The organism is Paenibacillus sp. FSL H3-0286 (assembly GCF_045040705.1).
GTDB classification, from domain to species: Bacteria; Bacillota; Bacilli; order Paenibacillales; family Paenibacillaceae; genus Paenibacillus_AQ; species Paenibacillus_AQ odorifer.
In genome coordinates this window covers 2272226-2287305 of record NZ_CP150285.1, presented here as the reverse complement: position 1 = coordinate 2287305, position 15080 = coordinate 2272226, and the positions used below count along the sequence as shown (strand labels likewise).

The window sequence follows — 15080 nt, the reverse complement described above, 5'->3', positions numbered from 1 at the left end:
ATTTAGACTGAGGAATATTATACAAAGTTGCGGGATACTGGAAATTATTAAAATCATTTTATACGCATAGGACCCTGTAGTTTGGGATTGGCGTTGATTTTACCTGCTTATGCGGCATAAATCGCCTGTTGCTTCGCTCTAGGGCTCTCGTCCACCTTTTGACACTTGTTAACTTCGAGAGCATAATAAGCTTCGGCATATTGCAACGGATTTCCATGAAATACAGGTATATGCAGGACCTTGGTGTAATTGCATCAGAGAGGATGATAACGAGTGAAAAAAGATTTTGATATAAAAAACAAACCCTTCCTAGTCTTTAGCTTCGTCCTGCTGCTAAAATGCGCAGTGGCCTGGTTCGTAGTTTTTAGCGACGGTCCTAACTGGAGCATGCTGCTGACAGAGATCCCATTTTTCTTTATCGTATTTGGACTCATAGAATGGATGGCTTCCAAACGAAAGTTTCTGTATTACATGATAGCCAACCTATTGATTTCAGTCATATATTTTGCCGTGCTAATGTATTACAAATATTACGGTGTAATTGCTACTTATCATGCCTTGGAACAAGCAGATAAAGTAACTAAGGTGGGAGAAAGCACATACTCATTGCTGGACCCTTACTACTTGTTCATTTTTGTGGATATTGTAGTTTTCATGTTTTTTATGTTCCGTCCGAAATATATTGCGATCTGGAAAGAAAGAGGTATGAACCGCCGCATGAACCGGACTGCTTTGTTTGGAATCATCAGTGTTTCTTTGGCGGTCTGTGTCTTTAATGTTTGGCCAAATCATGCCAGTATGAACGAGAACAAAAAAGCGGAGAGTATGGGGATTCTTAATTACGAGGTCTATACTATTTTTGCCGATACAAGGGAAACAGAAGAAATAATCGACAGCAAAGAAATCACGCAACCATCCATTAACGAGACCAAAGGGATTACAGAGCCTGTCTCACCGAAGTACTGGGCGGCAGCTCAAGGTAAGAATCTAATCGTGGTACAAATGGAATCTTTTCAGAACTTTTTGCTGGGCCTGAGCATTGACGGGCAGGAAGTAACACCCAATCTAAATAAGCTTTTGAAAAGCGAACATTATTTCAATAACTTCTATACTAATGCCGGGCAAGGAACAACTTCGGATGCTGAATTTGTAGTGAATACTTCGTTGTACGTTCCCCACCACGAGGTAGCCACTTCATCCAATTATATGGATAAGGCGCTTCCGAGCCTGCCTAAGTTGATGAAAGCTAATGGATATAACACAGCAACCTTTCACACCAATAGCGTAGAATTCTGGAACCGCAAAACCCTATACAAAGTTCTAGACTTTGATAAGTATTATGATCAAGCGTTCTATGGGGATGATGATCATATCGCATTCGGTGCTTCAGATGAGGTACTCTATGCCAAGACTGTTCCAGAATTAGTCAAAATGGATGCTAAAGATGATCCTTTTTACGCGATGGTCATTTCTATGAGTGCTCATCACCCTTATAAAATGCCAGAGTTAAAAAATAAAATGACACTGCCTAAACGGTATGAAGGCACCCTAGTTGGCAACTATATTCTAGCTCAAAATTACGCAGATTATGCAATGGGACAATTCCTGGATCAATTAAAGTCCAGTGGTCTATGGGATGATAGCGTCATTGTCTTTTACGGTGACCATCAGGGTGTATCGCTATATTCCCTTGATGGCAACGAGAAATCGTTAATGGAAGAAATGGTCGGACACGAATATGGTTATACCGATATGTTCAATGTTCCTTTCATCGTTCATGCCCCTGGTGTAGGTGAACCTGCCGTGTACAGCCAAACTGGCGGTCAAATCGACATTATGCCAACTGTAGCTAACCTGTTAGGGATTTCAATGAAAGACCAGCTCCACTTCGGAGAAGACCTGATGAACCAACAGACCAACATGCTGCCTGTCAGACACTTTTTGCCTACCGGCTCTTTCATTAATGACACAAGCATGTATTTAACTGGTGTCGATTACGACGATGGAGACAACTTTAATCTAATCGATGGCTCAGAAACAGAGGGCGGTTCGACAAAAGAACAATTTGACGCCGTTCAGCGGCTTCTAAATATGTCAAACAGCTACATTCAACAACTGCCGGATTTACCCTCTACGGATGATGCAAAGTAACTATAAAAAAAATGCCCCTCAGCCAAATAGCTGAGGGGCATTTTTGTTTTTTTTATAAGAATCTAAAACTTAATTAAGCTTCAACATCCTATCGATAATCACTGCTGCTTGAGCACGGTTGGCAATTTTTTTAGGACCGAAGGTATCCGCAGTCAGACCTTGCACAATGCCTTCCTGTGTTAGTAATGCCACCGCTTCTTTACCATAAGCAGCGATTGTTGCCTGATCTTTAAAGTTAGCCAGAGCGGCATTTGTATCACTTACCGACTTGCCTTTAAATTTCTTAAGTGCATTGGATACAATGATTGCCATTTCCTCGCGTGTAATCGCACGGTTAGGATCAAACTTTCCATTGCCTACACCGTTAATCAATCCGTTCTTGACCCCGGATGCAATGTATCCGTAAGACCAGTCAGAAGCTTTCACGTCACTGAAGGCAGCGGATGATTTCACATCAAGCAGATCAAAAGCTCGCACGATCATGGTAATAAACTCGGCACGCGTCACCTCTTTAAGCGGAGCAAAGGTATTATCGCTCACCCCTTGCAGAATCCCTTTTGCCGCCAGCTCTTTAATCGCCGATGCTGCCCACGCCACCTTACCTAGATCCGTGAAGTTAGAACCTATTGGGGCTGGTGTCGCAGACGGCTGCACAGTTGGAGTTGGAGCTGGCGTTGGTGTTGCAGACGGCTGCACGGTCGGTGCAGGTGTTGATGTTACAGATGGCTGCCACGGTGTCGAAGGTGTCGTTGGCTCTTGTTCATTCACCCCGTTATCCATACCATCCTCTTCAGTCGCCGCTGGAGCAGCAGCATAGATTGAATTGGCAAGCAATCTGAATTGATTTTGCGGATGATATTTATTCATCAGATCATTCGCAAATAACGTCACATGAATGTTGTCTGTATTGTAAGTAAGCGCCAATACTTGGTCTTGTGCAGCCTCGTTATTCGGCCACCAGCCTGCTTTGAAAAAGTCAGCTCCTGATCCGTATTTCGCCAAGATCTCTGCGCCTTCAGGCACTTTTGTAATATAAGCCGCGGAAACCGTGTAGAGGTATTCGCTATCGGCATAAGGCGCTGTAATTACATTGTCCTGAGAGACCTCAGCCTTAAACAATCCCTCATGAGCATCTTCTTTGCCATCCTTATTGACCGGAGTTGAATAGTCCAGCCCAGGGAGGACCTTAAGCCCTTTAACAGTTTTCAGCATCGTTCTTCCATAACCGATAAATGGTTTACCTGTAGCAATCAGATTCGTTCCCGAATTGATTAGAACATCTGCTGCCACTGTATCCGTAGTTACGTTAAATCCAAGATCCTTCAGCATAAATGCAGTCGCTCCTGCAATAGCTACCTTAGGAGCCTTAAGCAATTTACCCGTTCTGTTCTCTGAAGCACTAAACGGCACAATATCCAGCAGATATTTAGACGATACCGTTCTAAGGTTGGATCTGGAAACAAGGAAACTTCCCTTCTCGTAACCCGTCCCCCCATTCTCCAGCAGTGTCACTGCCTTATGGTTGGCTAGCAGCTCATTCACAGCTTTTATCGCATCATTGTTGCTGTTTTTAATCACATAATTTTGCTCGAACGGAGATTGATCCAGATTCGTACTAGGGATCGTTACACTGCTAACCTGTTCTGTTTTCCCAGTGAATGCTCCAACAGAACGGCTAATATATCGGTCAAAACCACGCATAGCCGAGAAATTCTGTACCGTATCTGAATACATCTCATTAAAATCCGAGACATCTAGTCCATCATACAAGACAAGATTCGCATAACCTCTTTTGGCTTGATGCATATTCACCACATAGGTTCCAGCCGGATAGACTACAGAATCTACAGTTACACTGGCTGTTGTCCGTTCTACTTTCACATTGTTACGCAGTAGGTACTGAACCATTTTGTAGGTTTCCAGATCATTTTTTTGCAAATCTTTTGCAACCGGAAGAATGTAATACTCAGGGAAGAAATTCGTATTCTCATCTACCCCTGGACGTCCAATGGACTCATTCTGTGCATTGATTAGATAATCTTTAACAGCAGCATTAGTATTCTCATTTTGGATACCCCGTTTGAAGATTTCCAATTGATTCAGGAACAGTTCCTGCTTGTTGTTGATCACATAATCGGTTGCCCCCAAAGCCGCATAATAAAAGGCATCCAGTGAATCTTCATTCAATTCAGGCACTTCAATCGTATGCCCAAGTGCTCCTTGATGCATGGCATATACAGCTGTGTAGGCTGGTGAAGCATCATCCCAACCTGTTGCATTCGTTCCTTTATAGTTCGGATCCTGTTGTGTTTTTTCGTATTCTTCATAAGGGATATGGTAGGAATCATATTTAGTATTAGCAATTCCCGCCTTCCCCATGGCATTTGCTTGCTCAAGCATACTTGGCATTACAAGATCATATTCAATGTTAGGATCATGAGGTGGTGTGCAAGGCTCAATCAAGAAGCCACTTACAAATCCATGCATGTCCAAAAAGGTAAGCGGCGTCCACTTAGCAATTTGTGCAGTTACCGCTTGTGTCTCAGGCTGGGTCTGGTAAGAGTTGTCCCGATTTGGATCAAGCAGCGTTGAAGTTTGACGCGTGTTTAACGCGCGACCGTCAGGATTCTCTACATAATCAAGCAGGAAAATCACATGGTCAAGCGCTTCGTCGATGTTCAGAACTACCTTTTTCGGATTTCCATTCTCATCAGTGGTATCATAGGTGACAATTTGCTGTGTCATCAGCGTATCCAAAAACTTAATGATTACATCGACACCATTGGCTTCATCGGCATGAATGTTATTCAACCAGATAGGTACCTTATAATCCTGCAGTTCCCCGTCGTTAATTTTCTTTTGCAGGGCTTCAGGATCATTCATCATAAGCGGTAAGGTCTCGTTCAAATATTGATCTACTGAGGACTTATCCTTAGCAACAATAGAGAAATGAATGGCACGACCTTGAGTTGAGGTCCCAATTTGCTGATACTCTACATATCGATCATATTTATTATTGCTGTCAGCAGTAATCCTATCGATCGCCGGTTTAATCTCATCATATGTATGATAGGTTTCATATGGATTTAGTTTGACTTGCTGCTCTACCAGCACATCTCCAGCAGGTAATGTCCCGATTAGATTATAAATTCCCACTCGTTTGACGTACTCTGCACGTATACCCGTTAGTGAGAGATTCTCTCCGTACAGCAAATCAAAATGAATTAAAGCCTTTACTTTTGAACCTGAGATCGGCTCATAGGTCACTGTTACGAAAGGATTACCTGAATAATCTTTCGCATCTTTATTCCATTTCTTCCACTCTGCCAGCGGCTTCATCTCTTCCGCCGTTCTGCCAAAATTCCAGATGATATCTTGAGGCGATGCCCCATCAGGAAGATCTAAAGTCAATTCTAATGTTCTAGCTTCCGTCATAGAAGCTTTGTATACTTCTGTGGAAACTGTCGCCGCTATTTGTTCATAGACAGCAGTCGCTACCGTAGTTTGTTCTGAAGAAAGCACCGCTGGATCAGCTGTGTTCTCCGTAGAAACCGGAGCAACAACTGCCTGCGGGTTAATTTCGGTTGCAACTTCACCTGCATATGCAGCTGGAAGCAGACCCGACATCATAAGTGTAAAAGCTAGTAATAAAGATAGTATTCTCTTGGACATTTTTTACCTCCTATAATTTTGTCTACTTTCACCCCAAATTGAATGAATATACACTTATATGAATCTGTATTCATAACATAATATAGTATTCTATTAATTTTGGGAACAAAAATAATAGAAAAAATAATATTTTTATACGACTCGCCTAAGTAAGCGCATTCATTTTGTGCAAGAGTGCTACACTACCGCAACAAAAAAAGCGCCCGGATAACCGGACGCTTTGAATTACAATGAATATATTAAACGGTTTCTGGAAAAGAAGCTTCACTTAACTCTTGTGCAGGTACAAGTTCACTGCTACCCTCTTGCTCTACAGGTGCGTTAACCAGCATATACACACGGGACTCGTAAGGCCGTAATGCGACAGTCTCAATCGGCTCCGCAGGATCAACCTCATAGTTATGCAAGAGCAATTCACTAGTATCAAACTCCAAATCAAATGGAAGGTCAAACAGCGCTTCCTCTGCTGTCAGGTTAGACATGACCAGCAGTTTTTCATTTCCAAGCGTCCGCGTATAAGCATAAATACGTTCATCTTCAGGCAAAATGAGATCATAAGTCCCGTAAACAGTAACGGGATTAGCAGCCCGAAGAGCGATAAGCCTTTTGTAATGATGATAGATGGAATAAGGGTCCTGCTTCGCCCGCTCCACATTGATTTCCGTATAATTCGGATTCACCTTCATCCATGGCTTGCCACTGCTGAAACCAGCGTTTTCAGAGTCGCTCCATTGCATTGGTGTTCTAGAGTTGTCCCGACCGTTCTTCCAGATTACCTCCATGACTTCCTCATGTGATTTACCGGCTTCAGTCTCCAAACGATACAAGTTCTTCATCGCCACATCATCGTAATCATCCATTGATTCAAATCTTACATTGGTCATCCCAATTTCTTGACCTTGATAAATAAATGGCGTTCCCTGCATCAGGAAATACATCGTAGCCAACGATTTAGCTGACTCTTTCCAATACTGGCCATCATTTCCCCAAGTAGAAACTGAACGCGGCTGGTCGTGATTTTCGATGAACAATGCGTTCCAGCCTCTGCCCTCAAGACCTTTTTGCCAACGGGAGAGCGCTGATTTTAGCTGCAGAACATCCAATCCACCTGTCACACTCTTATTCCAAAGAGCTAAATGCTCGAATTGAAAAATCATATTAAATTTGCCTTGCTCTTCACCCACCCACGACTCCGCCTGATCAACATTTACACCACTCGCTTCGCCAACCGTCATGATGTCATATCGGTCAAACGTCTCCTGCTTGAGCTCCTGCAAGAAATCGTGAATCCCCTCACGGTTCATGTGCCCATCGCCAGACGGAACATACGGAAGATTCTGTGGATTCGGCAGATCGGGATGTCCGGTGATTTTTTTAATATGTGAAATGGCATCCACCCGGAAGCCGTCGATTCCTTTGTCCAGCCACCAGTTGACCATGCTATACAATTCACGGCGCACCTCAGGATTCTCCCAGTTGAGGTCTGGCTGTCTTTTGGAAAATACATGCATAAAATATTGCTCTGTGGCGGGATCAAGCTCCCAAATCGAACCGCTGAAAATACTCTCCCAGTTATTCGGCTCCTTCCCGTCCTTGGGATCACTCCAAATATAATAATCCCGCTTCGGATTATCCTTGCTTGAACGTGCTTCAACAAACCATGGATGTTCGTCCGAAGTATGATTAATCACTAGATCCAGAATCAGCTTCATGCCTCGTGCATGAACCTCGTGCAGCAGCTGATCAAAGTCGGCCATGCTGCCGAACTCCGCCATAATATCCTGATAATCCGAAATATCATAACCATTATCATCATTTGGGGATTTATAAATAGGACAGATCCAAATGACATTGATGCCAAGCTCCTGCAAATAATCAAGTTTAGAAATGACTCCCTGCAGATCGCCTACACCATCACCATTGCTGTCCATAAAGCTCCGTGGGTAAATTTGATACGCTGTGGCTTCTTTCCACCATGTTCTGTTCAATGCATGCAGCTCCTTCGTATTCATATACCCTTCACAGGAAAATATTTTCCCGAAATTCATTAGAATTAATAATTCAGTTATTGTTTTTAGCAAAAATTCAACTTTATCGTTCAAAACAAGCTTTTTTCAAGGAAATAATTTTCCTTCAGCGATCATTATAGGACCTTTTATTTCCTAGGTCAACAACAATCTTTTGGATTCTTGAAGCTATCCGTGATATGCTTGCGAGAGTTGAAACACCAAGTGAATCATATGGAAAGTTATGGTGATCTTCTTGAAGGTAAAGATAAAAGATATAGCCCAATTGGCAAACGTTTCGATCTCTACGGTGTCCAGGGTAATCAATAACAGCAAACCAGTTAACGATGATGTCCGTAAACGAGTACTGGAAGCTATTAAACAAACCAACTACCGTTCGAATGTCATCGGCCTTGAAACGGACAAAGCTAATACACAGCTGATCGGTGTGATCATTCCGCAGAATAGCAACACTGTACTGGATGACTTCAATGTTGGCATTCGCGATCTCGCGGATTTGTATGGATACGACATTATGGTCGGATTAACGGACGGCAGTGCAGAAAGTGAACAACATTATTTGAAGATGTTCCAGCGGATGGGGACAGAAGGAAATATATTTGTGGGTTCTATTCCAAACCATGAACATTTGGAGATCATCCGCAGCTCAAATACACCTTGCGTGCTTGTCGGGCAACAATCGCAGGTGGATACGATTCCTTCTGTTCATTTGGACAATATAACTGCCTCCTATGAAGCTGTTACTTATCTGATTCAAAAAGGTCATCGCAAAATCGCTATGATTCGTGGCTCGGGAGATAATGCAGTGGGCGGGGATCGATATAAAGGCTATCTACAAGCCCTTATGGATGCAGGCATAACCTTAAGGAAAGAATGGGTAGTAGAAAGTGCGATGGCCGTCGAAGATGGGAGCGACGCCATGCGCCGACTTATGGATAGCGGGGAGTTACCTACTGCGGTGTTTTGCTCTACAGATTGGATGGCAGTTGGAGCCATGAATCATTTAACCGATAACGGTCTACGGGTGCCAGCTGATGTTGCCGTGTTCGGATTTGATAACAGCTTCATTGCCTCTATCGTTCGACCTAAGCTTTCCTCGGTTGAATACTCAGGAACGGAGATTGGGATGACCGCCACTCGAACTTTAATCAAGCTGATTAAAGGGGAGACCGTTGTGCCGCATCATGCAAATGTGGCTCATTATTTGGCTATTCGGGAAAGTACGGGTTAGGAGCTGAGGAGCTCCTAACCCATTTTTATACAGATGATGTTATTGATGTTATTGTGTGAATCCTACTTTGGCTCGTTCACGCGTTTTGGTATCTAGAGAGATAGAACAGATCGAGCTGATTGGAATATAAAACTCTTCAAAATCCGTCCGATATTTGACGAACTTTTCACTTACCGTTTCCAGCACTCCTTTTGTAGCGTTGGAGCCATCCACAAAATAGATTGTTACCTCTTTTCCCTGCAAAACCTCCAGCATAGCCTTCTTCACTCCTTCGTCTTAGAGATTTGTGATGACCTTATCGATAATTCCGTATTCAACCGCCTCATCGGCTGACATGAAATAATCTCGATCCATATCTTGCAGTACCTTCTCTACCGTCTGCCCAGTTCGGTCCGCTGTAATTTGCACAAGCACTTCCCTTGCCTTCAAAATACGTTTGGCACTGATCGCAATGTCACTAGCTTGCCCCTGCGCCCCACCATGCGGCTGATGAATCATAATCTCGCTATTCGGCAAGGCATAACGTTTCCCTTTGGCCCCAGCCAATAACAACAAAGAACCAAAAGAAGCCGCCATTCCTGTACAAATGGTATTCACCGGCGGTTTAATAAGCTGCATCGTGTCATAAATACTGAAGCCTGCGGTGATAGAGCCACCTGGACAATTAATATACATGTGTATATCTTTATCCGGATCTTCTGCTGATAAAAACAATAACTGGGCAACAATACTGTTAGCCAGCTGATCCTCAATTTCCGCACCTACGAACACTATCCGGTCCTTCAACAGCCGCGAATAAATATCGTAAGATCTTTCACCTTGATTCGTTTGTTCGACTACATAAGGAACGTACGCCATCCGTATTCGACCTCCATCTGTTTTAGAGTTTTGAAATCTACCCTGTAAACGGATTAGTATGGGGATAGGATACGTTAGGCGTGGGAATTTTTATTTTTTAAAATTGCGTATCTTAATTTCCTGCTCATTCGTTTATTATTAGAAGTAATCGAAATTACCTTACTGGAAAAGGAGTTATGCAGAGTGATCATCCTTGAGAAGCTTAGCACCGGAGATGCGCCGGATGAAAGTAACACCAGGTCTTTGCAGATAGCTCTGAAGCGATATTGTCTTGCATTGACACAATCCCCGTGGGATGCCGATGATTTAGCTCAGGATACATGGGTCAAGGCCCTAGGTTATATGAAGACTTCGGACTCAACGAGCGCAAATAATGGGAACAGTTCAATGAATGAAGTTAAACAAAATAAAGAAACCATTGAAAATGATAAAGCTAATGAAGCTAATAGAGCTAATCAAAAACTTGAAACTAATCAAACTAATCAAACTAATCAAACTAATCAAATGAACTATATGGTTTCTACGGCTGCAAAGGCTGTAACGCCATCTAAGACTGCAACGTCTGCTAATACTGCAATGCATTCTACGATTCCTACAAATTCTACTCATCATACCCGTTCTACAAATCACCCAAATCCTGAGGCATTGCTTTTTCGGATTGCCCGAAACACATGGATTGATATCATGCGGCGAAAAGCCACCTTGTCACGAGTGTTGGAGCTGGATCAGTCCCCCACTGAGGCCTCTGCGGAGTATGGTTCATTTGAGATCGAAGCTGCTTTTCAAGCACTACAGGGTCATTTGTCTCCGCTGCAACAGGCGGTGTTCCTGCTTCGAGATGTATTGGGACACTCTGCAATGGAAGCTGCCGACATTCTCGATACCACAGAAGGGGCAATAAAAGCCGCTCTGCACCGAGCCCGGCAAGCCCTCCCTCTCGTAAGACAAGAGCTTCTTCAGGCCGATGGTCCTTCCTTACCACAGGACACAGCCATGCAGATCGTCTTGAGCCGCCTTGCAGCCGCGTATGAACATGGGGAAATTGCCGAGCTGATCGAGCTTGTATTTGCGGACGAAAGTCAGGAACCTGTAATGGCGGTATCAAGCCAAAGCTTGCAAGGCTTCCAGACCTTCCAAGCTGGTGGATTCAGTTCAAACAGCTGGAACTATACCACGCCAGGAATGTGTATGGTGGCGTAGTTTTTCGTTAAGCTGGATCTCGGGCAGCTAAGTGTCTCGTTACGTTAAAAACGAACAGATATGATTGTGATTTGTGCGCTTAATGTGCAATTAACATTTGGGCTGTTTGTGGTAACTAGCTACAAACGTTGCATATTGTGCAACAGAATCCGCCGTCCTGGCCGCAAAAATTGAATCTGCTGCACTCTCTGCAATAGATTCTGGTGAAAAGTTAGTTTAATGCCACTTGCTCATCCATTGATTGTATAGAGTGCAATAGGATCAAATTTTCTCCACTCTAATACGAATTCTATTGCACGAAGTACAATCAAACTAACTCTTTCTCTTTAGTCCAATTTGTATCACTCAAAACTCAATACATTGCTGCTGATCTGGCTGATCCCGCTGCTACAATGAGTCAGAAGCTTTATATAAACCAATAAACAGTCGTTTTAATAACCATTAATAGCAATCAAGGAGTGAGGTTGATGAGGAAGATTCTTATTTTAGGCGGCACACGCTTTTTTGGGAAACGTTTGGTCGAGCGTCTGCTTGAGGATTCTAAGAACGAAGTCACCATATTAACGCGCGGGGAAACAAGCGATCCTTTTGGCGATCTCGTTCACCGGATACAGGTAGATCGGTCTCAACCGGAGGCCTTCGCTCAAGCATTAGGTGATACGAGTTGGGATGTGGTTTACGATAATATTTGTTTTTCACCTAATGAAGCGGATCAGGCGCGCCGTATTTTTGACGGCAAAACCACACGTTACATACTGACTTCAAGTTTATCTGTCTATGATTTCAGTGAGCAAGCGCTGACGGAAGAGATATTCGATCCTGAAACGTACCCAATTCGTTATGGAGGACGAAAGGATTTCACCTATCAGGAGGGGAAAAGACTTGCGGAAGCTGTCCTTATCCAACAAGCTAACTTCCCTGTAGCTGCTGTCCGCTTTCCGATTGTTCTGGGAACTGACGATTATACACGAAGACTCCATTTTCATATTGAACATGTACGTAACGAACTGCCCATCGGGATTCCGAATCCAGATGCAAATATCTGTTTTATCCGTTCGGACGAAGCTGCTGATTTTCTGTATTGGCTCGGCAACTCGACGGTGACGGGTCCTCTCAACGCTTGCTCAGACGGTAAGGTTAGTATTAAAGACCTTATCTCGCTGATTGAAAAAGAGACCGGAAAACAAGCCGTCATTCAAAGCGAAACAGCGGATGCGCATAATTCTCCATTCGGGATCACACAATCCTGGTTTATGGATACAGCTAAAGCTCAATCGGAGGGATACAAGTTTCTCACTCTAAGTGACTGGCTCCCAGAGTTAGTTAGCACCCTAAATCAAACGTACGTGGACTAATTACTAACTATGTTACTACGATAAAAAGCTGGCTTTTCGTGGACACTCCCACGAATGAGCCAGCTTCTTTATGCAACAAATCACAATTACGCGATGAGTTAATTGCACTCTATACAACTATTTTCAGGTATGTGTATTCCCATCTGGTTTTAGTTGTATTTCATGCAATTATATCCCCACTAAACCACCGTTATCGTCATTTCGCCTCGAAATAACTGCACTAAATACAACTAAACCCTAATCAAGCTAAATACAAACTTTTTTAGTTGTATAAAATACACTTAAAATCAAAACGGCAGGTAGAACCTCACTAAGCGCTAAACTTTAGCCTCTCATCTCTAAACTCTATTCTATAAACTCTAATCTCTAGACCCTACTCCCTACTCACTACTCCCTTCTCCCTACTCCCTACTCACTACTCCCTTCTCCCTACTCACTACTCACTACTCTCTACTCCCTTCTCCCTGCTCCCTGCTCCCTGCTCTCTACTCTCTACTCCCTACTCCCTACTCCCTACTCCCTACTCCCTACTCCCTACTCCCTACTCCCTACTCCCTACTCCCTACTCCCTACTCCCTACTCCCTACTCCCTACTCCCTACTCCCTACTCCCTACTCCCTACTCCCTACTCCCTACTCCCTACTCCCTACTCCCTACTCACTACTCCCTACTCTTTTCTCTACTCTCTACTCCACCTTACGCTTAGAATGCCATTTCCCGCTGAGCTAAGCAGAGATTGTCAGATAAGCCCCCTCTTTAGAACCGTCTGCATTTGGTGTACTACCATCATTTGGAGTACCGCCATCATCTGGAGGATCACCAGCACCTAATGTATCATCTCCTAATGCGTCTCCTAATGTGTCCCCAGCTTCTGGATTGCCAGCATGGTTTGTATCCCTGTCACCTTCATATCTGACCCCATCGTCCCCATCCGAATCAATCTTAAAAATGTTGATTTCTTTGAATAAATTCTGCGAAATTTCATTAATCTCAATGGCTTGACGGGCTATATCACGGATAGCATGATCCTGCTGTACGCTGGAGGCGTTCACCTCTTGCACCCCGGCCGCAGTTTCCTCGGCGATGGCCGCGACGGCATGCACAGACTCTGCGAGTCTACGGTTCATAGTCTGAGTCATATCCACTTTGTCGTGAATTTGCCCAATCTGTTTACTAATCTCCACAATAGAATGATCAATCGCTTCAAAAGAGGACAACGTTTCGGCCACTTTATGATCCTGTTCCTCAAGATTTCCTTTGGTCACCAGCATATATTGCTGGAATTCATCCATCCCGGATTGCAGCTCGCTAATAATCTGACTGATATGTACGGAGGACTCTTTGGTCTGCACAGATAATTGTCTTACTTCATCAGCGATGACAGCGAACCCTTTTCCGTAAGCACCCGCCCGGGCTGCTTCAATTGCTGCGTTAAGTGAGAGGATATTGGTCTGATTAGAAATATCTGTTATGGATTTAGTAATGCGTGAGATGTCCTTTGATTGATCACTCAGTTTGGTTAAAGCCAGATATACTTTATTCACAGATTCTCGCGAATGCTCAGACACCTCCCGGAGGGCGATGACGGATTCAGATCCTTTACGAGTATTGTGATTAGCCGTTTGACTGGTAGCCAGCATAACCTCGGTATACTCCGTGATCTCATTCACTTCACGTTCCAGCTCCTGAATCAGGCCAGCGCTCTGCTCAGATTGTCCTGCCTGCTGTTCTGCGCCTACCGAGATTTCCTGTATAGTGCTTACGATATCTTGATTCGTATGCGCCGTTATAGATGAAGATTCTTGAAAAGAATGCGAATAAGTTGCCAGCGAAGAGGCTACTGACTGGGTATGCTGAAGCATTTCCCGGACCCGCTCCACCATATGATCAAAATGATGACTCAAACTGCCCAACTCATCGTTGTAAGGTGAATTAATCTGCTGACGCAAATCTCCTTCGGCAATTTTTCGCAGAGCCACTTGCAGTTTATGAATAGGATTGAGGAAGGAACGTATGAGCATAACCGCAATCACTAATGTGAAAATAAACACTAGCACAGCTGCGTAAGCAACTATAGAGGTGGTCAGATTAAGCAGATCAAAAGAATAATCCTGTGCTTTTTCTGCATTCTCTGCTGCTGCCGTATACAATTGTTCATTAGTCACTAGCATGACTTCACTCAACGCTGTAGCTTTCGTATGTAATTCATCGATTTGTTCCAGCACACTCATGGGATCAAGCTGCTCGTCTTCTATGGTCTTTACCAATTCGTCAAAATATCCCGTATATTCCCCAATCTGACTATGTAATTGTTCTAACTCTTTAAATGCCGGCGAACCTGCCGCAAAATTCACCGTCGCCAACTCTTTAATCAGCTTTGTTTGCTTGTCCTTAAAGGGTTGGACGAACTCCAAATCACTCGAACCCGCTAACGAAGATTCTATCGCATTCATTTCCTGCAGCAGTTGCGTAATGATAGACACGGTAATTCGTTTTTCCATCTCAGCTTTTTGCGTTTCCATAGAAATCTCCACTTGGCTGATTTTATGATTTTGATAAAACGCTACTCCCAAAAAGAAAAGAACA

The 15080-nt window shown here is 43.6% G+C and carries 9 protein-coding genes; 4 read left to right on the top strand and 5 right to left on the bottom strand.

Features of this window, described 5'->3' with window-relative positions:
• Positions 1-273 precede the first annotated feature (273 nt).
• A complete protein-coding gene (locus MHB37_RS09735) occupies positions 274-2151 on the top strand; it encodes an LTA synthase family protein (RefSeq protein WP_076220704.1) in 1878 nt (625 codons plus the stop codon).
• A gap of 69 nt (positions 2152-2220) precedes the next feature.
• Here MHB37_RS09735 and MHB37_RS09730 read toward each other — a convergent pair whose 3' ends face one another.
• A complete protein-coding gene (locus MHB37_RS09730) occupies positions 2221-5823 on the bottom strand; it encodes a M14 family metallopeptidase (RefSeq protein ID WP_405169183.1) in 3603 nt (1200 codons plus the stop codon).
• Positions 5824-6062: 239 nt separating this feature from the next.
• Entirely contained in the window at positions 6063-7811 is a 1749-nt protein-coding gene (locus MHB37_RS09725; protein WP_340975531.1) for an alpha-glucosidase, read from the bottom strand.
• Positions 7812-8085: 274 nt separating this feature from the next.
• Between MHB37_RS09725 and MHB37_RS09720 the strand changes: the two genes are divergently transcribed.
• A complete protein-coding gene (locus tag MHB37_RS09720; RefSeq protein ID WP_256715752.1) occupies positions 8086-9081 on the top strand; it encodes a LacI family DNA-binding transcriptional regulator in 996 nt (331 codons plus the stop codon).
• Positions 9082-9129: 48 nt separating this feature from the next.
• Here MHB37_RS09720 and MHB37_RS09715 read toward each other — a convergent pair whose 3' ends face one another.
• Together MHB37_RS09715 and clpP are read right to left on the bottom strand one after the other, a co-directional pair.
• The gene (locus tag MHB37_RS09715; RefSeq protein WP_076125006.1) at positions 9130-9336 is read right to left on the bottom strand and encodes a hypothetical protein; all 207 of its coding nucleotides are present in this window, start codon (positions 9334-9336) and stop codon (positions 9130-9132) included.
• Positions 9337-9357: 21 nt separating this feature from the next.
• Complete coding sequence (gene clpP, locus MHB37_RS09710) at positions 9358-9939, bottom strand: ATP-dependent Clp endopeptidase proteolytic subunit ClpP (protein WP_036679301.1); 582 nt, start codon at positions 9937-9939, stop codon at positions 9358-9360.
• A gap of 183 nt (positions 9940-10122) precedes the next feature.
• Here clpP and MHB37_RS09705 point away from each other — a divergent pair, with 183 nt between their 5' ends.
• Complete coding sequence (locus MHB37_RS09705) at positions 10123-11139, top strand: sigma factor-like helix-turn-helix DNA-binding protein (RefSeq protein WP_405169182.1); 1017 nt, start codon at positions 10123-10125, stop codon at positions 11137-11139.
• A 467-nt stretch (positions 11140-11606) separates the two neighbouring features.
• Positions 11607-12494: an NAD-dependent epimerase/dehydratase family protein gene (locus MHB37_RS09700; protein WP_405169181.1), complete on the top strand. Its 888-nt coding sequence runs from the start codon at positions 11607-11609 to the stop codon at positions 12492-12494.
• A gap of 725 nt (positions 12495-13219) precedes the next feature.
• Here the strand turns inward: MHB37_RS09700 and MHB37_RS09695 are convergent.
• Positions 13220-15016, bottom strand: coding sequence for a methyl-accepting chemotaxis protein (locus MHB37_RS09695; RefSeq protein WP_405169180.1), 1797 nt, complete (start codon positions 15014-15016; stop codon positions 13220-13222).
• Positions 15017-15080 lie beyond the last annotated feature (64 nt).